Source organism: Arthrobacter sp. Z4-13 (assembly GCF_054792705.1).
This window is the reverse complement of sequence record NZ_CP096459.1, coordinates 3,693,945-3,712,071: the sequence shown is the minus strand read 5'-3', so window position 1 is coordinate 3,712,071 and position 18,127 is coordinate 3,693,945. Positions and strand designations below refer to the sequence as shown.

The following is an 18,127-nucleotide window of genomic DNA, read 5'->3' as shown; positions in this document are numbered from 1 at the left end:
GGGCGATCCCTGCAGGTCAGACGATGTCCTTGCTCTTCGCGAACCTGGTGATGGCCCGCTGGGTGCCGCGGTTGGCCAGGACCTGGATGATGGTGCTCACCGAGGCCGAGATCAGAGCGAACGTCAGCGCGGACTGGAGGCTGGTGGGGATGTCCTCGTCCTTGCCCGTGGGCGGCTTCCGGCCGGTGGTCTTTTCCCAGACGGTGTTGACCAGCTTGGTTCCGACGAAGCCGGCACCGAGGCTCACACCGGTACCGAGCAGCTTGATGAAGAGGTTCATTCTTAGTACTCCTTGCGGGCGGAAAACAGGCTGACTTCAGCCTAGCGGCATCGCGGCCGGGAGCCGGAGCGGCGTGGCCCCGATTCGCTGTGGGCGTTGTGGACGTCCTGCAGGAGGGCTGCTCAGCCCGCGGGCGGTTCCGTCCGGAACTTGATCATCTTGTGTGTGCCGTCGCAGTAGGGCTTGATGGCCGACGCGCCGCAGCGGCACAGCGCCACGGTTTGGCGCTGGCGGGGAACCGGGTCCCCGGAGGGTGTCACGATTTCGAAGTCGCCCCGGATAATCAGGGGCCCGTCGGGGCACACCACGATCGAACTTTCGGCTGGTTCCTGGTTCATGGCTGCTCCTGGTGGGGGTTGCGGGCGGAAGTGTGGGTGTCTTGGGAGCACAGGGCGGCCAGTTTTCCGGAGTGCCGGTGCTGCAGCTCGGCTTCCGTGTGCGCCGCGATCTTGAGCCGGCTCCCAGCGTAGGGGACGCCCCCACTGAGGCGGAAGGCCAGCGCAACCCAGATGCAGACCGCCCGCTCCGAAACCCACAGCGGAGCGCACCACACGGCCCGAAAGGGGAAGACGGTTGCCCCGTTGTGCCGCTGCCGCCCCACAGCGGCGACGATGACCGGTGCCGCCGCCAGTCCCAGGAGGGCCCGGCCGCGGTGCCTCGCGGGAAGGCGGGCTGCTGCGGCGATCACCGGAAGCAGCGAAAGTTCCGCGGCGAGGCGGCGGGGCTGGGCGAAGTCGTCGTATGCCTGCCGGATGCGCTGCTTGAGGAAGTGCCGCGGCCCGGGCGGCCTGCGGGCAACGAACAGGTCCGGCAGGATCTTCTCCCGGCCGCCGGCGGCCTTGACGGTCCTGATCAGCTCCAGGTTCTCGAACAGCACAGGAGCATAGCCGCCGGTGGCCAGCAGTGCGCTCCGGCGCACGGCCAAGGTCCCAGGAAAGTCCGCCGACCAGGCCCGGTTGATCAGGCTCCTGGAGGTGTCCCACCACGCGTGCCAGGGCAGGGGATCGAAGTAGTTCTGCGGCCGCACAACGTCCGCTGACTGGAGGTGATTCACGACGGCGGTGAGCGATTCGCGTGTGTAGCGCACGTCGTCGTCGGCTATCACCAGCAGCTCCGCCCTGGCGGCGCGGACGCCGGTCATCACACCGGCCACTTTGCCGTTGCCGCCGCCACCGTTGCCGTGACTGCCGCCGCCTCCGGCGGGCTCCGGACGGATGTGGCGAACGGCGGATGGGAAGGCGGCACGGTGCCGCTCGAACAGCTCCAGGCCTGAGCCGTCCACCACGGTGACAGGGATCCATTCGGAGAGGCGTTCAAGGTAGGCGGCCAGGTTGGGCAGTTCCGAATCCTCGCTCCAGCGCAGCGGCAGGATGTACTCTGCGGGCTGCCCGACGGCGGTAACGTTCACGCTGCTGCCGGCACTGCCGCCCTCAGTGAGGTCTCTCCGTTTTCCCAGCAGGCCAAGAGGTGCGTCGACAGCCTGCCATCGATTGCCATCACGGCCGTCGCCCCGAACAGGACGTCCCCGAGCAGTTCAGGTTCGGCCTCCACAAGTCCTCCTGCGAGGTCGCGGCCGGCGATCTGCTCGTGGACCGCGTCGGCTTCCACGTGCTCGTCGAAGTAGTGCGTCACTTCAGCGTCGAAGCCGTGCCGGCGGAAACCGTTGCCGTACAGGCGGTTGGGCTGGGAGGAGGTCATCTCGTAGATCGCCAGGTGTCCGGTGATGGCGCCGCGGAGCCGCCGGTTGAGCCCGAACAGGGACATCATGTTCACCGCCGCCAGGGAAACGGCCGGTACTGCGTTGACGTAGGCGCCGTACTGGTCGTCCATTCCCAGGCCGCGCATGGTGCGGGCGAACAGTGCGCTGTGCATGCGTTCGGGGCGTCCTCCGCCGTACTCGTCGGCCTGGATCTCCACCAGTGCAGCCTTCGGCCTCCCGGTAAGCCGGGGGATGGCCCAGGTGTGCGGGTCCGCTTCCTTGAGCTGGTAGACGGACTTGTGGATCAGGAACTCCTTGAGCTGGTCCAGGGTTGCCTTCTTGGCCACATACCGGGACACGCTGGGTCCGGTGTCGGTGGCGGCCAGGCCGAACAGCACGTCGGCGACGGCGTCACTGGTCATCTCCGCCGCCGGCGGCAGGTCCAGCTCCCCGGCTGCTGATTGGGCGGCTGCCCGCAGCGCTTTTTCGAATGGCCTTTCCAGCAGGCGGCGGACGCGGATGAGGTCCGGCTCCCATTCCCACTCGTCACTTACGCCTTGAAGGCCGGAATAGTGAAGTTCGTAGAGGCAGAAGAGTGCCAGCTGGACGTCGTCGTCCCCGATGATGTCGGTGGTTGCCTCCAGCTGTGCCGTGACCAGCCGGCGCAGTTCCTCGACGAGCTTGGCGCCGTCGGCAGCCCCGGTTGTAACTGCCAGGGCCTTGGACAGGGCGGTGCTGATGGGTCCTCGGGGTTCTGGGATCTTCATGATGCTCCTTCGGGCGGCAGCGGTGCTGCCGGTGCTGCGCCGTCGACGGTGGCGGCTTCGGTTAAGGCTAAGCGTTCAGGTCGCGTCCGCGGTTGCGCCGCGGGGTGGCCGGCGGGGTGGTCCGCGGGGACAGCATGATGGCCAGGACGATCATGGCCAGCCCCAGGGCCAGGTGCAGCCAGTTGTCGGCGCCGTTGACGGGGACGAAGTTGGCGGGTGTTTCATCGCCCACCAAGAGCCCGTACAGCCAGAGGACCAGGTAAACGACGCCCCCGTAGGTGAGGAAGCTCCTTGCCTGCTGATGGGTCCGGGCAAGCAGCAGTCCGGCCGCCCCGAACGCCAGGTGCACGATGTTGTGCAGGGCGGACACCTGGAAGACGCCCAATAACAAGGCTTTCGAACCGTGGCCGGCCATGCCCAATGATTCGTAGTTACTGGTGATCCCAGGGATGAATCCAAGGACACCTACCAGCAGGAAGAGGACGCCCGTTGCGAGCGCAGCCTTCTGCAGGCCCGTCCTCGCTCCGGTGGCCCGGGTGCTGACTGTCATGACCTGTCTCCTCAAAAGCCGGGAGACAACATAGTAAGCATGATTACTAACTTAAGCTAAGTGCGGTGGTCATCCTGCTGTTGCTGCCCGCCGCTGCCCGCAGCTTTCGCAGGCCGCTGGTGGCGCTCAACCCTCCGGAGTGGTCCACACGTAAGGGTTTACATGGTGCCCACCGTGGCGGCCGTGCTCGTACCCTTGCTGCCAGGCCTTGCCCACGGCGGACACCAGTTCCGCCAGCAGGGGATAGTAGGGGTGGTCCGGGCCAATATAGATCATTTCCTCCGCGGCCTTGTCCACTGCCGCCTGCACCTGGTTTTCGGCTGCATTACTGGGCATGGCGCCCCTCCTGTTTGGAACTTCGCCGTTTCGAATGTACTCCAGGCATATTGAGGGTCCATCGCGCCGGCCTGTCCTCAGTCCGTGCGCATGGAGCTGAGGATCTCGCGCAGGGCCTGTACCACCAGTTCATGGTCCTGCACCTGGGGAAGCCCCGAAACAGTCACCGTTGCGACCGCGCCCACCCCAGCGACGTACACGGGGAAGGAACCCCCGTGTGCCGCATACCGGGTCTGATCGAACCAGCCCTGGTCTTCGATCCGTCCGCCGCGGAGCCGGGCGCGCAGCCCCACCAGCAGGGAGGGCACCTCATACCTGGCGGCCGTGCGCTGCTTGGCGCGGATCCAGTGCCCGTTGTCCGGGGTGGCGCCGGCCAGGGCAACGTGGAACAGGACCTGCTCACCCTTGGTGATGTCTATCGCGATGGGGAACTGGCCTTCCTTGCCCAGCTCCACGAGCAGCAGCCCCAGGTTCAGTGCGTCGTCCATGGAGAACGCTGGAAGCTGGAGCTCCCGGATTTCACCCTCGATCCGGGCGATAAGTGCTTGCAGGGATCCTTCCGGCTGGATGGCATCGGAATCCGGATCGAACTCAGTCACATGCGGGGAATTGGCAGTCATGGCCCACAATCTACCCCCCTCCGGTGTAAACTGGACCCCGCCTGCAAGGGCAATTATTTACCCACAGAATCATTCAACGACAGGGGAGCGCCGCCGTCGGGCATCACTGGCAAAGCCAGGATCCGCAGGTGGGCGCTGAGAGTGCGGACAGCCGCAGACCCTCGAACCTGATCCGGTTAGTACCGGCGCAAGGGAGTCGAGTTCTCGAAGCACCGCAGCGGCGTGCCGTTGCCGTGCTTTCCCCTCCTGTTCCTCAGGAGGATCGCATGGCAACAACAGCAGTAAAGAAGACCACCAGCAAGTCCTGGCGCGTCGTGGACATCGTGGTGGCGGCCTTGATCGCCATCGCCGGCGGCGTCATCTTCTGGGCATGGTCCCAGGGGGCTAACGCAGTCTCAGCCCCCATGAACGCCGTATACCCGCCTTTGACCGGCCTGATCGCCGGCGGATGGATGATCCCGGCGGTGCTGGGCATGCTCATCATCCGCAAGCCGGGCGCCGCGCTGTTCTGCGAGACCGTCGCCGCCACCGGTGAGCTGCTGATGGGGTCGCAGTACGGCGCCTCCGTGCTGTTCTCCGGGTTTGTCCAGGGCCTGGGCGCCGAGATCATCTTCGCGATCTTTGTGTACCGGAAGTTCAACCTGCCGGTAGCCCTGCTCGCGGGCGCCGCTGCCGGGCTTTTCTGCGGCCTGAATGACTCCTTCGCGCCCTGGGGCTGGAACATCGCCTACTCCGGCGGGGACAAGCTGGCTTACATCATCGTCACCGCGATTTCCGGTGCCGTGATCGCCGGAGCCCTGTCCTGGATCGCCACCCGCGGCTTGGCCAAGACCGGAGTCCTGAGTTCCTTTGCGTCGCGCAAGGCAGCAACGGAGCCCGTCTTTTCCTGATGACTGCTCCTTCCCTCTCCGGCGCTGCGGTGGCGGCGCGGCCGGCTGCAGTCACCGCCAGGGGCTGGGGCTGGCGGCATGCCGGGCGCTCCAAACCTGCTGTCCGTGCCCTTGACCTGGACATCCAGCCGGGGGAGCGAGTGCTCCTGCTGGGCCCGTCCGGCGCAGGCAAGTCCACGCTCCTCCACGCTCTGGCTGGGGTGCTGGGGGACGCACATGACGACGACGAGGCCGGCGATTCCGATGAGTCCGGTTCGCTGCTGATCGACGGCGCCTCCCCCCGGGAGCAGCGCGGCCGGGCCGGGCTGATGCAGCAGGACCCGGAGACCCAGGTTGTCCTCTCGCGCGTAGGTGACGACGTCGCCTTCGGCGCCGAGAACCTTGCCGTGCCCCGCGGTGATATCTGGGCCCGCGTGCACGAGGCGCTGGACGACGTCGGGCTTTCCCACCTGCCGCTGGACCACCCGACGTCGGCCCTCTCCGGCGGGCAGAAACAGCGGCTCGCGCTCGCCGGCATCCTTGCCATGCGGCCCGGGCTGATCCTCCTTGACGAGCCGACGGCCAACCTGGACCCCGCAGGGGTTCTGGAGGTGCGCGACGCCGTTGGCCGTTGCCTCGACAAAACCGGGGCAACGTTGGTGGTGGTGGAGCACCGCGTGGCCGTGTGGAAGGACCTGGTAGACCGCATCGTGGTGCTGCAACCCGGCTCGGCCGCCGATCCGGCTGTGCTGTTGGACGGGGCGCCGGACCAGGTCCTCAGCGAAGCCCGGAACATGCTCACTGCGGCCGGGGTCTGGGTGCCTGGCTATGTTCCGGCTACCCGCCTCCGGGCGGCGGGTCCTGCTTCCGGTACTGAAGACCTGCTGCTGGCCGCGGAGGAACTGGCTGTATCGCGGGAACGCGCCCGCCGCAAGGGCTTTCGCAAAGTGCAGCCGGTGCCCGTACAGCAGGGCATTTCCGCCCAGGTCCGCGCAGGGCAGGCGCTGGCCATCACCGGGCCCAATGGAGCAGGAAAATCCACGTTTGCGCTGACCCTCGCCGGGCTGCTGGAGCCTGTCGCCGGCAAGGTTTCCGCCACCCTGCCGCTCAGCCGCGGCGCGGGAATTGACCCGTATCGGTGGAAGGCAGAGCAGCTGATTGAGCGTGTGGGCACGGTGTTCCAGGAACCCGAGCACCAGTTCGTCACCGGAAATGTGCTGGACGAACTGCGCTTTGGCCCGCGGCACCTTGGGCACGGCGAGGAGCGCGTTGACGAACTGCTGGCGCGGCTCCGGCTCACCGAACTCGTTGACGCGAACCCCTATACGCTGTCGGGCGGCGAGAAACGGCGGCTCTCCGTAGCCACCGTTCTGGCCGCGCATCCGCAGGTCCTGGTCCTGGATGAACCCACCTTCGGGCAGGACGCCAACACCTGGGCGGAGCTGGCATCATTCCTTTCCGAACTCCTGGACGCCGGCACCGCCGTAGTGTCCGTGACGCACGACGCCGAATTCACTGCGGCGCTGGGCGGAGCGGAACTGCGTTTGGCGGCAGCGGCGGCGGTGGCACCGTGAGGCAGGAGCTGAACCTGCACGGCAACAGCGCCCTGCTGACCCGCGCCAACCCGCTGAGCAAGTTCGCCGCCGTCTTCCTGATCACCGCAGTCCTGGCGCTCTCCATCGACTGGGTGTCCGCTTCCGTGGCGCTGGTCTTTGAGTTCCTGCTGTTCCCGTTGGCGGGCCTCACCCTGACGCTGCTGTGGCAGCGGGGGTGGCCGCTGATCCTCGCCGCAGCTGTCGGCGGCTGGAGTACTTCCATCCTGGCTGCAGACAGCGGAAAGACGCTGGTCGACGTCGGCATTTGGACCATGAGCGAAGGCTCGCTGGAGCTGGGGGCCGGGTTTATGCTGCGTGGCCTGGCAATTGCGCTCCCGGCGGTGCTGTTGATGAGCTGCACGGATCCCACAGATTTAGCCGACGCGTTGGCGCAGAAGGCGCGCCTTCCGCACAGGTTTGTGCTGGGAACCCTGGCCGCCATGCGCTTGGTGGGGCTGATGGCGGAGGAGTGGCAAACAATCGGGATGGCCCGCCGCGCCCGGGGCGTCGGTTCCCGCGGCAGTGCTGTACAACGGCTGAAGGCGACGCTGGGGCAGAGCTTCGGGCTCTTGGTTCAGGCCATCCGGCGTGCCTCGAGGCTGGCCGTCACCATGGAAGCGCGTGGATTCGGCGGGGGAACGCGGACGTGGGCACGGGAATCCACATACAGCGCATTGGACGTGTGGGTGCTGGCGAGCGGTGTGCTGGTGGCAGGCGCAGCCTTCGTTGCGGCCGTATGGGCCGGGACGTGGAACATGGTGTGGCTGGGATCCTGAGGACGGATTTCTGTTTCAGTCGCGGGAGCCTGAATGCAGCAATTCGCAGGAGTAGTTGTAGTCAAATTTCCTGGACACGAACTGTGTGACTGCTACTTCGCCGCCGTCTGTCAACGGCGGGTCCGAGCAGTTGGCTTTGGCCCCCGTTACGGTGCGCGCCCCGGCCAGCCAGCTCGGCAGGGAGTAGAGGTTGCTCGAGCTGCTGACGGTCCCCACAATCCGGCCCCATTGAAGGCCGGTCGAATAGATTCCGACTCCCGCGACGTCGATGCTGTGGAAGAAGTCCGTCATGCCCTCCAGCACTGCGCGGTTGGCATCCTTGTCGGTGGTGGACCAGCTGTTCCCGGTTTCCACATCAAGCCACCAGAAATAGTCCGAGGGGCTGGTAATCCCGCGGACGTAGGCGTCGTCGTAGGCCTTGGCGTAGCCGTACATGTAAGCGCACGCCTTCCCGTAGTCCTTGTCGCCGCAGGAGCCATAGGGGTTATGCACTGCCGATCCTATGGGGTACTCGTTGCTGGTGGGCCACCATGAGCCGCTGCTTCCAGGGTTTGCGGTGTTGACGTAAAGGGCCACCTTTGGCTGGGGCGTGATGCCGGATGAGGCTGCGGCCCACCCGAGCTGTTCCGTCAGGCAAGGATTGGTGTTGTTGGCCAACCCGTTGTTGACGCCGACAATGGCGAAAGCCTGGTCCGAAGGCAGTCGGTTGTCGCATTGGGGCCAGGAGACATCGTTCCCCAGTGTTGACTGCATGCCTTCACCCGGCGAGGGCGCCGCGGAGGCCGGCCACGCGGGCAACAGCAGCAGGACGGCGAACAGCAACACAGCAAGCCCGGCTGCCACTCTGGTGCCTCGAGCTCGGCGCACTGTCACCTCCGTCGTCGTCTGAAGTAGGATTTAATCCAGTTTCCTCCCGCCCGGCGGTCAAGGTCAACAACGGCGGCGGGCCGACTTCTATCGCATGTAGTGGGTAAGGGCTCCGCGAAGCGGCTTCTTTGAGGATCATTTTCGGGCGATTAGCTCATTTGTGATATATTTTCTGGCATGACGCAGGAAACTACGGAACACGTTGCCGCCATGCTCAGGGATGCCCGGGGTGAGAAAGGCTGGACCCAAGGCCAGCTGGCCTCCGAGCTGGGAACCAGCCAGAGCGCCATAGCCCGCATGGAGCAGGGCAAGCAGAACCTGAGCCTGAAAATGATCCAGCGGCTCGAGGCGATCTTCGGCCGGAGCATTGTCAATGTGGGAAAACCGCAGATGACACACCTTCGGGTGGAGGGCGGCCGGACGCTATCCGGCGCCGTGGACGTCAACAGCAGCAAGAATGCCGGCGTTGCCCTGCTGTGCGCAAGCCTCATCAATAGGGGGACGACTGTTCTTCGCCGCCTTGCGCGCATCGAGGAAGTGAACCGCATCGTTGAGGTTCTCAGCAGCATTGGGGTGGAGTGCACCTGGCTCAACGATTCCGACCTCCAGCTCCGCAGGCCTGCCGTCCTCGACCTCGAGGCGATGGACGTTGAAGCCGCCCGCCGCACACGCAGCGTCATCATGCTGCTGGGGCCGCTGCTGGACGAATCCGCGCAGTACCGGCTCCCGTACGCAGGCGGGTGCGACCTGGGCACGCGCACAGTTGAGCCGCACATGCAGGCGCTGCGCCAGTTCGGACTCACAGTGGAAGCAACTGCCGGTTTCTATGCGGTGCAGGCTCCATCTGCCGATAGCCGGGACCGTTCCTTTGTGCTTACAGAACGGGGCGATACGGTCACCGAGAACGCCATCATGGCAGCGGCGCACCGCGAGGGGACAACGGTAATCCGCAACGCCAGCCCGAACTACATGGTGCAGGACCTTTGCTTCTACCTGCAGATGCTGGGCGTGACCATCGACGGCGTCGGCACCACCACCTTGAAGATCACCGGGCGTCCCGTGATCGATGCCGAGATTGAATACTTCCCGTCCGAGGATCCCATTGAGGCCATGAGCCTTATCACCGCCGGCATTGTGACCAACTCTGAGGTGACCATCCGCCGGGTCCCCATCGAGTTCATGGAGATTGAACTTGCAACGTTGGGGCAGATGGGCCAGCAGCTGGAGATATCCGGCGAGTACATGGCCCGCAACGGCCGCACCCGGCTGGTGGACGTGACCACCAAGCCTTCCGTGCTGCACGCGCCGGAGGACAAGATCCACCCGATGCCGTTCCCCGGCCTGAACATCGACAACCTCCCGTTCTTTGCAGTCATTGCCGCCAACGCCGGCGGACAGACCATGATCCACGACTGGGTCTACGAAAACCGGGCCATCTACCTCACGGAGCTGAACCGGCTGGGCGCACAGGTACAGCTGCTGGATCCCCACCGGATCTACGTCAACGGGCCCACAAAATGGCGCGCGGCGGAGGTTGGCTGCCCGCCGGCACTGCGCCCCGCGGCATGCCTGCTGCTGGCCATGCTGGCAGCCCGGGGGGTCTCCGAGCTTCGGAACATCTACGTTATCGAGCGCGGGTATGAGGACCTGGCGGAGCGGCTCAACGCCATCGGCGCCAAAGTGGAGTACTTCCAGGATTGAGCATTCACGCTTCGTCATGAACCCATAAGGACCTCTAAAAGGCCCGCACCTGTCGCAGAATGTGAGTATGCGAACATTCGGCGTTGAGGAAGAGCTCCTGATCGTTGATCCGGAGAGCGGGGAGCCGCTTGCCCTCGCTGATGCCCTGCTGTCCGGCCACCGGTTGGCTGCCGACGATGCTCCGGATGACCCTCGGGACCTCGAAACGGAAGACAAAACCGTTTACGACGACGACGAGATGGGCTTGAGTGCCGAACTCAAGCTGGAGCAGATCGAGACGCAGACGCGGCCATGCCTGGAGTACGGTGTGCTGCTGGACCAGATCCATGCCGGGCGGGCGCTCGCTGACAAGGCTGCCAGGAAAAACAATGCCCGGGTGGCGGCGCTGGCCACGTCACCCCTCGGGTTGTCCAGCCACACCACTCCTGATCCGCGTTATGCCAAAATGCTGGAGCGTTTCGGCCTGACTGCCCAGGAGCAGCTGACCTGCGGCTTCCACGTCCACACCTACATTGAGTCTCACGACGAGGGCGTGGCTGTGCTGGACCGGATCCGTGACAAGCTTGCCGTCCTCACGGCCCTGAGTGCGAACTCGCCGTACTGGAACGGGTTACAGACCGGTTTTGAGAGTTACCGCACGCAGGCGTGGAACCGGTGGCCGACGGCCGGTCCCGCCGGTATCTATGGAACCTATGCTGCCTACCGCCGGGTGGTCACCCGGCTGTTGGACAGCGGGGTGATGCTGGATGAAGGGATGATTTACTTCGACGCCCGACTGTCCCGGAACCACCCCACTGTGGAGGTCCGTGTTGCAGATGTCTGCCTGCGGGCCGAGGATGCGGCCCTCATCGCTGTTCTCGTCCGGGCGCTTGTGGAGACGGCGAGCCGTGAGTGGCACGAGGGCGTTGATCCTGCGCCCGTGCCCACCGTACTTTTGCGGATGGCTTCCTGGCAGGCGAGCAGCGGCGGACTCAGCGGGGAGCTGTTGGACTTCGGTTCCTTCCGGCCGGCCCGTGCCGCCGATGTCGTGCGTTCCCTGGTGGACTATCTCGCGCCAGTATTGCAGGAGCAGGGCGAACTTGCCTTGGCCCGGCAGGGGGTAGAGGACGTCATTGCCCGCGGGACAGGGGCAGCCGAACAGCGACGCATCCGCGACAAAGCTTTGGTCACCTCGGCGCCGGAGGACTTGGGCTTTGGTGCAGTGGTCAAGCATGCAGTAGACGTGACGATGCGTGGCTCCTTGGATCTTTTCAAGGTCGATGAGGCCCCGGAGCTATTGCGGGTCCGTCAGTCCTAACGGGCAGACAGGGACCCGCTTAGCCACAGGTGCCAGTCCGGAAACGGGTCCTTTGGCAGTTCGTCTTCAGAAGGGCCAGGGTCTTCCGGCACGTCAAAATTTGGCAAGTCTTCCGGCAGGCCAAAATCTTCGGGCACGGTAAAGAACCCGGGAAATTTAAAGTACCCGGACGAGGAAAGCCCGGGCCGTTCTGAGTGCTTCTGCGAGGATGAGTTCCCTGATTCAGCAATCCGACTCGGCCAGTGGGGTGGTTCCCAGTCCTGGTGTTCGCTTTTGTAGTGCCGGCCGGTGGGTGAGATCCAGCCGGGTGGTTCGTTCATGGTGGCCGGTGTTGGTTTCCAGCTGCTGGTGTGCCGAAGTTTGTGGTGTTTGCGGCAGGGTTGGCCGAGATTTGATATGCCGGTGGTGCCGCCGTTGTGCCAGGCGAGGAGGTGGTCCGCTTCGTTGTCGAGGGAGGTGTTGTTGCAGCCGGGGAAGGGGCATTTGCCGTCCCGCAACCTGAGCCAGTTCCGCATGGCATTGGTGACCCGGTAGCTGGAGCGGCCGATTTCCAGCGGTGCCCCGTCGCGCGGGTCTACCAGCACCCGGTGGAACGACTGCGCGCCGTCGGCGACGAGTTTGCGCGCCATGGGAGCCGGGATCGGGCCGTGCCCGTCCAGTACCGCGGGTTCGTCGGTCAGGCCCATCAGGGAGAACACCGGCACGGTGACCAACACCTGCGCCCGGATCGACGAAGATGGGCCGGGATCCGTTCCTGCACCCTCGCCTGCACCGTCGCCGCTGCTGGCAGTGTTATCGCTGCCGAGAAGCCCTGAAGAGAAACTACCGGCTACCAGTTGGGTCAGGGTGCGGGGCTCGTCCGGGCCCTGCATGCCCCTGGCAAGAGCGGTGAGCCGGTTCCGGATCGCCGACGCCCGGTCCGCTGGCAGGTGGGCGGCGACCCACGCCATCCCGTCACTGTCCGGCCAGTACTCCACCCGACGGTCCGCGACACTTTTCGCGTGGCGTTTCTCCAGGCTCTCCGGGTGATGGCGTTCCCGCCAGCCCCGGGCCTTGGCCTTGAACCGGTAGGCCGGCATTTCCCCGACCGGGCAGCCGCGGGCGGGGTTCGGCGCCGCCGGGTCCAGGAAGTGTCCCTCCAGCGCCGCCGCACCGGCAGGATCAAGACACGCGGTCTGCTCGATCATGGTCCGGGCGTGCGCCCACGAGATCGTCCCTGACCGCAGGGCCGCGAGCGTCCGGGGCAGGGAACTGGTCAGGGCGTGAGCCTCGGCGAGCAGGGCACCGGCGAGCCCGGTCACCGATCGCCAGGGCACACCCGACCTCGGCCACGAGGCTCCGGTCCTGCGCTCCGGCCTCCTGCGGCGACCCGGCCGGATGATTCAGCGCCATCGTGGACTCAGCCAACACCGCCACGGCCTGTGCCTTCACCGCCGCCAACTTTGCTTCCGACCTGGCCACCCCGGCCAGGACGTCCAACGCCGCATCAGCAACCCACTGCAACGGATCCTCATCCAGCCCACCAGCAGCACCGGAAACAGCACCGGAAACGGCCGGTCCCCGGCCGGCCAACGCAGCCATGAACGCAGCGACAGCAGCCACAACCGCTTCCTCCGCCTCCACCACTGCCGGGTTCGTTTCCATACCTCCATCATCGTGAGGGGGTCTGACAAAACAGGGCCTAAAAGTCCTCCGCTGAAAAGGAATTTAGAAAACTTTTCCGCCCTCCCCGATTGATCCCAGCAACCGGTGGTGTCCCGGCAGGGAGGAGTGCGATACTCGGCGCGTGACGGTCCCGTACTCCTTCAGAGCTGAACTGTGGCTTTACCCCGGCGAGGCAGGCTGGCATTTCCTCACATTGCCAGCAGACGTCGCAGACGATATCCGTGAACAAAGCGCCGGCGCCAGCAAGGCATTTGGATCCGTCAGGGTGACAGCGGAGATTGGAGGTCACTCCTGGCAGACTTCACTGTTTGCCGACCAGAAAGCCGCTTCCTACCTCTTGCCCGTGAAGAAGGCCATCAGGGACAAGGCCCGGGTCAGTGAAGGCGACGAGGTGGCCGTGCGTCTCTCCATCCAACACTGATGGTCCTGGTGCAGCGGGGCACGGACTGGCTGAACTCAGCGAATTCCGTTGCGCAATGGAACCCAGCGAGTGGGCCGGGCCATTTGTGTAGCTTGCGTCAGAGCGACAAAGGAGCAGCAAGCGGCAAATGGCCGCGGTGCCGGAGCGGAACCGGGACCTCATGCCAGCCAGAGCTAAATCTGCTTGAGTGCCTGTTCCAGGTCGCGAATCAGATCGTCCACGTCCTCAAGCCCCACCGAGAGCCGAACAACGCCATCACTCAGGCCGATGGCCGCGCGGCCCTCAGGTCCCATCGCCCGGTGCGTGGTGGTGGCAGGGTGGGTGATCAGGGACTTGGAATCTCCCAGGTTATTCGAGATATCGATGATGCGCAGCCCATCCAGCAGCGCAAAGGCGGCCTCCTTGCCGGAGCGGCCACCCGTCGTCGCAAGTTCCAGGGTGAGGACCGTGCCGCCGGCACTCATCTGCCTGGCGGCGAGTTCGTATTGCGGGTGCGATTTCAGGAGCGGGTACTTTACCCAGCTCACGGCAGGCTGCTGCTCGAGCCACTCGGCCAGCTGCAGGGCTGAAGCGGAGGAGTGGTTGACGCGCAAGGCCATGGTCTCGAGCCCCTTGGTGAGGACCCAGGCGTTGAAGGGGGACAGCGACGGGCCCGTGTGCCGCATAAGCTGCTTGACCGGGCCCTCGATGAATTCCTTGGTGCCCAGGATGGCGCCGCCCAGTACCCTGCCCTGGCCGTCAATGTGTTTGGTGCCGGAGTAGACAATGACGTCGGTGCCGAATTGGCCGCAGCGCTGCAGCAGGGGAGTGGCAAAGACATTGTCGACGACGACGGTGGCACCTGCGGCATGCGCGAGTTCGCTGACCGCGGCAATGTCCACGATCTCCTGCATCGGGTTGGAGGGCGACTCGAAGAACACCGCGGTGGTGGGCTGGGACAGAGCGGCGCGCCACTGCTCCAGGTCCGGGCCGTCCACGAACACCGTCTCGACGCCCCACCGCGGAAGGATCTCGTTAAGGATCACAAAGCAGGAACCGAACAGCGAGCGGGCGGCAACCACGCGGTCGCCGGCCGCCAACAATGCACCGAGGGCTGTGAAGACGGCGGACATGCCGGACGCCGTAGCAAAGCACGCCTCGGTTCCCTCGAGGAGACGGAGCCGCTCCTGGAAAGTGGCCACGGAGGGGTTGCCGTAGCGGGAGTACACGAAGCGCTCGTCCTCGCCCGTGAAGGCGCGTTCAGCCGCGGCGGCGGATTCATAGACGAAGCCCGAGTTCAGGAACACCGCCTCGCTGGTTTCCTGGAAATTGGTGCGGTCCAGGCCGCCCCGGACGGCTTGGGTGTCGGGGCTCCAGCCGGCGGCGTCTTCGTTGAAGGTCACTTAATTCTTTCCCAGATTGGTTGGCAGGCCGCGGTTCTTCCAGCCGTTGACGGTGCGTTCGCCGTAGCGGTCCGGCTCGCCCTCGAAGCCCTCCAGCACGTTGTAGGAGGTGAAGCCGGCCTGGGTGGCAGCAATGGCGGCTGCGATGGAGCGCTGGCCGGAGCGGCACAGGAATACCAGCTCGGCCGAAGCGTCCTCCGGCGCCTGCTGGGTGAGGGCGCTGATGAAGTCAGGGTTGGGGATGCCGCCGGGGAACGTCCATTGGATGAACAGCGGATCGTTGTCGGTGGCCTTGGTGTCAGGGATGCCGATGTGGGCCCACTCGCCCTCGGTGCGCACGTCCACCAGGATGGCGCCCTGCTCCAGCTTGTCCCACGCCTCCTGGGGCGTCAGGTCTCCTGCGTATCTCATGCATGGCCCTCGCCGTCGAACTCGAGGTCTTCGCCGGCGGCTTCAAGGTCATCCACCGCGGTGGCAACGGCGGCATCGGCGGATGCAATGGCTGCCGGAAGGACCAGGGCCTGCGCAACTATCACCTGACCGCCGTTGAACGTTGCGGCCGGGCTGCCGTGAAGCACGTAGCCCTCAGCCAGGGCGCTCGAAATCCGTTCACAGAAAGACCTGTCATCCGGCCCGGTGACAAGCCGGTACGAAAGTCTCTCTTCAGGGGCGGGTGCGTCGGACATGACGGATCTCCTTCTCTCACGCTTGCAACTCGAATCGGTCGATATGCCGAGTATTCACCTGAGGCACCCCGCCGCGAAAGGAGGGTTGCCGACCGGCCAGTCAGGGCTTGGCGCCGGTACTCATTACTCCCCAAAAACGTAACACTTGGCACGCGGGGCCGCACCGCCGTCGTCGTCATGTTCCGTAACTGAACCCTGCGGCAGGATGAGCTGATGGAGCAGATGGTCCTGCCATGTGCCGGCAATTTTCAGGTACTCCGATGCCACGCCGATTTCCCGAAACCCGGAACGCTGCAGGATGCGCCTGGAGGCCGTGTTATGTAGCAGGGTGGCGGCCTGGACGCGGTGCAGTCCGAGTTCCCGCTGTGCATACCCGACGGCAAAATGCACCGCTGCCGCCCCGATCCCGCGCCCGTTAAGGTCCTGGTCCACCCAATAACCCAGGTTGGCGCTGAGGAAAGGCCCGCGGACGATGCCCGTCAGGGTGATGGTTCCGGCGATGCGGGTGCCGTCCCCGCCCGGGCCGCTGGTGGCAGTGCCGTCGTCGTCCTCCGCAACCAAGACCCACGGGACCTCCGTGCCCAGCTCGTAGTGACCCCGTTTAGCCCGGATGATGTCCAGTTGGTGGGCGGGTGTGAAAAAAGTGTCATCCCGCTTCGGCTCCCACGGTGCCAGGAACCTGCGGTTGCGCCCATACGCCTGCGCCAAGGATTCAGCGTCGCCGCCGTCCAGCAGGCGGATGCTGACTCCGGGAATTAGGGGCTGGGGAGAGTGAGCCGGTATCCGGCCAGCCGTCCCGCGCGCAGAACCGGTTCCGTCCGTCATGTTCTTCCTTCCACAACACCATCCCGCGTCCTGCGTGGGCGTTTACCTTCCAGAAATGTGAATGCTACAACACCGAAATTGTCACAGACTTTGACGAAACATTCCGCCCCTACGCTCACCTCGTAACACTCCGGTGAAAGGGAAAAATATGTCAGATGCTACTCGCAGGAACTTCCTCCGCTATGTGGGAATGGTCGGGGGAGCCGGGGTGATGTACCAAACGATGGCGGCCATGGGGCTGGCGCCGGACACGGCCGCTCCGGCTTTTGCCGCACCCCGCGCAGATGACCTGCAGGGCAAAGGTAAGAGCGTTGTCATTCTGGGCGGCGGCATAGCCGGCCTGACGACGGCTTACGAGTTGGGCAAGGCAGGCTACAAGGTCACCATCCTGGAGGCAAGGATGCGCCCGGGCGGACGCAACTGGACCGTGCGCGGCGGTACGGAGGAAACGGACCTGCGCGGGATTACCCAGCGCGCAACCTTTTCCAAGGACCAGTACATGAATGCCGGCCCGGGCCGGATTCCCCAGCACCACATCACCTTGGACTACTGCAAGGAACTGGGAGTGGCCATCGAGCCGTTCACCAACCAGAACGCCGACGGCTACCTGTTCCGGGAGGGCAACACCAAGCTCTCCAACACCCCCGTCCGCCACCGTGCCGCCAAAGCCGACGTGTACGGCTACGTATCTGAGCTCCTGGCCAAAGCCACGGACCAGGGTGCCTTGGACAGCTACATGAGTACGGCAGACAAGGAGAACCTGATCTCCTTCCTGCAGAACTTCGGGGCCATCGGTGGAAGGGTTACCGGCGACCCTGCAGCAAGCTTCAAATACACCGGCACGGGCCGCAAGGGCTACTCAATTGCCCCCGGCGCGGGCTTGGAAGCGGGAACACCTTTGGCGCCGGATGCACTGTCAGATGTCTTCGCCAGTGGTGTTGGCAACTACTTCTCCTTCGAATTCGGCTGGGACCAGGCCATGATGATGTTCCAGCCCGTGGGCGGCATGGACCGCATTCCCTACGCTTTCGAAGCCGCCATCGGCAAGGACAAGTTCGTTTACGGGGCCCAGGTCCTGTCCATGAACAACACGGCTGCCGGCGTCGCGGTGGAATACACCAACCCGGGCGGCCAAGCCAGGAAAATCGAAGCCGACTTCGCCGTCTGCACCCTGCCGCCGCACATCGCCGCCAAGGTTCCGGGCAACCTCCCCGTCGACGTTCTCGATGCGCTGAAATTCGCCAGCCCCAGAGATGCCGGCAAGATCGGCATTGAGTACTCCCGCCGCTGGTGGGAGGAGGACCACCGTATTTACGGCGGAATCACCAACACCAACATCGACCTCGGCAACATGTGGTACCCATCCACCGGCTTCCACGGACAACGCGGCACCATGGTCGGCTATTACAACACCGGACCCAGCGCGCGCGTCTACAAGGAACTCAGTCCACAAAAGCGCCTCAGCCGGGCCTTGGACCAGGGTGCCAGGATCCACGGTGACGTTTATCGGAAGGACGTCTCGTCGTCGTTCTCCGTTGACTGGGGAAGCACGGCGTTCTCGGAAGGCGCCTGGGTGGGCTGGCCGTCACAGACGGACGCCAAGTACGCCAAGCTGCTGGAACCTTCCGGCAATATCTACTTCGCCGGGGACCACTTGAGCCATGCCATCGCCTGGCAGCACGGCGCCATGACCTCTGCCCGGGCTGCCGTGACATCCCTGCACAGCCGGGTAGCAGCAACGGTGGCCGGATGATGCCCGCCGTTGCTCCCCCACACACCCAAGCCGAGCCC

General features: G+C 65.0%; 20 protein-coding genes, 1 pseudogene and 2 riboswitches. Of the genes and pseudogenes, 8 read left to right on the top strand and 13 right to left on the bottom strand.

Annotation, left to right across the window (positions count from 1 at the left end; translation table 11 throughout):
- Positions 1-16: 16 nt before the first annotated feature.
- The 7 genes from M1E07_RS19010 to M1E07_RS18980 form a co-directional block, all read right to left on the bottom strand.
- Positions 17-280, bottom strand: a complete 264-nt coding sequence (locus M1E07_RS19010) for a DUF4235 domain-containing protein (protein WP_461188172.1) — start codon at positions 278-280, stop codon at positions 17-19.
- 122 nt (positions 281-402) lie between these two features.
- On the bottom strand, positions 403-618 hold the full coding sequence (locus M1E07_RS19005; RefSeq protein WP_461188171.1) for a CDGSH iron-sulfur domain-containing protein: 216 nt from the start codon (positions 616-618) through the stop codon (positions 403-405).
- The gene (locus M1E07_RS19000; protein ID WP_461188170.1) at positions 615-1,688 is read right to left on the bottom strand and encodes a glycosyltransferase family 2 protein; all 1,074 of its coding nucleotides are present in this window, start codon (positions 1,686-1,688) and stop codon (positions 615-617) included. Before M1E07_RS19000 ends, M1E07_RS19005 begins: the two co-directional genes overlap by 4 nt.
- The gene (locus M1E07_RS18995) at positions 1,685-2,746 is read right to left on the bottom strand and encodes an iron-containing redox enzyme family protein (protein ID WP_461188169.1); all 1,062 of its coding nucleotides are present in this window, start codon (positions 2,744-2,746) and stop codon (positions 1,685-1,687) included. The genes M1E07_RS19000 and M1E07_RS18995 overlap by 4 nt, the downstream gene beginning before the upstream one ends.
- Positions 2,747-2,813: 67 nt before the next feature.
- Positions 2,814-3,296, bottom strand: a complete 483-nt coding sequence (locus M1E07_RS18990; RefSeq protein ID WP_461188168.1) for a DUF4383 domain-containing protein — start codon at positions 3,294-3,296, stop codon at positions 2,814-2,816.
- A 126-nt stretch (positions 3,297-3,422) separates the two neighbouring features.
- A complete protein-coding gene (locus tag M1E07_RS18985; protein ID WP_461188167.1) occupies positions 3,423-3,632 on the bottom strand; it encodes a hypothetical protein in 210 nt (69 codons plus the stop codon).
- A gap of 77 nt (positions 3,633-3,709) precedes the next feature.
- A complete protein-coding gene (locus tag M1E07_RS18980; RefSeq protein ID WP_461188166.1) occupies positions 3,710-4,252 on the bottom strand; it encodes a heme-degrading domain-containing protein in 543 nt (180 codons plus the stop codon).
- Positions 4,253-4,323: 71 nt separating this feature from the next.
- Positions 4,324-4,464: riboswitch (TPP riboswitch) on the top strand.
- 54 nt (positions 4,465-4,518) lie between these two features.
- Here M1E07_RS18980 and M1E07_RS18975 point away from each other — a divergent pair.
- From M1E07_RS18975 to M1E07_RS18965, 3 genes are read left to right on the top strand one after another with little or no spacing between them, the layout of a single operon-like run.
- Positions 4,519-5,142: an ECF transporter S component gene (locus M1E07_RS18975; protein ID WP_461188165.1), complete on the top strand. Its 624-nt coding sequence runs from the start codon at positions 4,519-4,521 to the stop codon at positions 5,140-5,142.
- Positions 5,142-6,695: an ABC transporter ATP-binding protein gene (locus M1E07_RS18970; protein ID WP_461188164.1), complete on the top strand. Its 1,554-nt coding sequence runs from the start codon at positions 5,142-5,144 to the stop codon at positions 6,693-6,695. The genes M1E07_RS18975 and M1E07_RS18970 overlap by 1 nt, the downstream gene beginning before the upstream one ends.
- Positions 6,692-7,492, top strand: a complete 801-nt coding sequence (locus M1E07_RS18965; protein WP_461188163.1) for an energy-coupling factor transporter transmembrane component T family protein — start codon at positions 6,692-6,694, stop codon at positions 7,490-7,492. Before M1E07_RS18970 ends, M1E07_RS18965 begins: the two co-directional genes overlap by 4 nt.
- A 15-nt stretch (positions 7,493-7,507) precedes the next feature.
- On the opposite strand, the gene M1E07_RS18960 is transcribed toward M1E07_RS18965, so the two are convergent.
- A complete protein-coding gene (locus M1E07_RS18960) occupies positions 7,508-8,335 on the bottom strand; it encodes a hypothetical protein (protein ID WP_461188162.1) in 828 nt (275 codons plus the stop codon).
- 201 nt (positions 8,336-8,536) lie between these two features.
- Here M1E07_RS18960 and M1E07_RS18955 point away from each other — a divergent pair, with 201 nt between their 5' ends.
- Positions 8,537-10,060, top strand: a complete 1,524-nt coding sequence (locus tag M1E07_RS18955) for a UDP-N-acetylglucosamine 1-carboxyvinyltransferase (RefSeq protein ID WP_461188161.1) — start codon at positions 8,537-8,539, stop codon at positions 10,058-10,060.
- Positions 10,061-10,127: 67 nt separating this feature from the next.
- A complete protein-coding gene (locus M1E07_RS18950) occupies positions 10,128-11,357 on the top strand; it encodes a glutamate--cysteine ligase 2 (RefSeq protein ID WP_461188160.1) in 1,230 nt (409 codons plus the stop codon).
- Here the strand turns inward: M1E07_RS18950 and M1E07_RS18945 are convergent.
- Positions 11,354-12,860, bottom strand: a pseudogene (locus tag M1E07_RS18945) (HNH endonuclease signature motif containing protein). The gene M1E07_RS18950 and the pseudogene M1E07_RS18945 overlap by 4 nt on opposite strands.
- On the opposite strand from M1E07_RS18945, the gene M1E07_RS18940 reads away from it, so the two are divergent.
- Positions 12,751-13,017, top strand: a complete 267-nt coding sequence (locus M1E07_RS18940) for a hypothetical protein (protein WP_461190484.1) — start codon at positions 12,751-12,753, stop codon at positions 13,015-13,017. The pseudogene M1E07_RS18945 and the gene M1E07_RS18940 overlap by 110 nt on opposite strands.
- Before the next feature lie 126 nt (positions 13,018-13,143).
- Positions 13,144-13,443, top strand: a complete 300-nt coding sequence (locus tag M1E07_RS18935) for a DUF1905 domain-containing protein (protein WP_461188159.1) — start codon at positions 13,144-13,146, stop codon at positions 13,441-13,443.
- 173 nt (positions 13,444-13,616) lie between these two features.
- Here the strand turns inward: M1E07_RS18935 and M1E07_RS18930 are convergent, their stop codons facing one another.
- From M1E07_RS18930 to M1E07_RS18915, 4 genes are all read right to left on the bottom strand, one after another.
- The gene (locus tag M1E07_RS18930; RefSeq protein ID WP_461188158.1) at positions 13,617-14,825 is read right to left on the bottom strand and encodes an O-succinylhomoserine sulfhydrylase; all 1,209 of its coding nucleotides are present in this window, start codon (positions 14,823-14,825) and stop codon (positions 13,617-13,619) included.
- Positions 14,826-15,236, bottom strand: a complete 411-nt coding sequence (locus M1E07_RS18925; protein WP_461188157.1) for a rhodanese-like domain-containing protein — start codon at positions 15,234-15,236, stop codon at positions 14,826-14,828.
- Complete coding sequence (locus M1E07_RS18920; RefSeq protein ID WP_461188156.1) at positions 15,233-15,511, bottom strand: DUF1737 domain-containing protein; 279 nt, start codon at positions 15,509-15,511, stop codon at positions 15,233-15,235. The genes M1E07_RS18925 and M1E07_RS18920 overlap by 4 nt, the downstream gene beginning before the upstream one ends.
- Before the next feature lie 13 nt (positions 15,512-15,524).
- Positions 15,525-15,639, bottom strand: a riboswitch (SAM riboswitch).
- Positions 15,635-16,336 (bottom strand): GNAT family N-acetyltransferase, encoded by a 702-nt coding sequence (locus M1E07_RS18915; protein ID WP_461188155.1) that lies wholly within the window; start codon positions 16,334-16,336, stop codon positions 15,635-15,637. Its footprint overlaps the riboswitch before it by 5 nt.
- Positions 16,337-16,484: 148 nt before the next feature.
- On the opposite strand from M1E07_RS18915, the gene M1E07_RS18910 reads away from it, so the two are divergent.
- Positions 16,485-18,089 (top strand): flavin monoamine oxidase family protein, encoded by a 1,605-nt coding sequence (locus M1E07_RS18910; RefSeq protein ID WP_461188154.1) that lies wholly within the window; start codon positions 16,485-16,487, stop codon positions 18,087-18,089.
- Positions 18,090-18,127 lie beyond the last annotated feature (38 nt).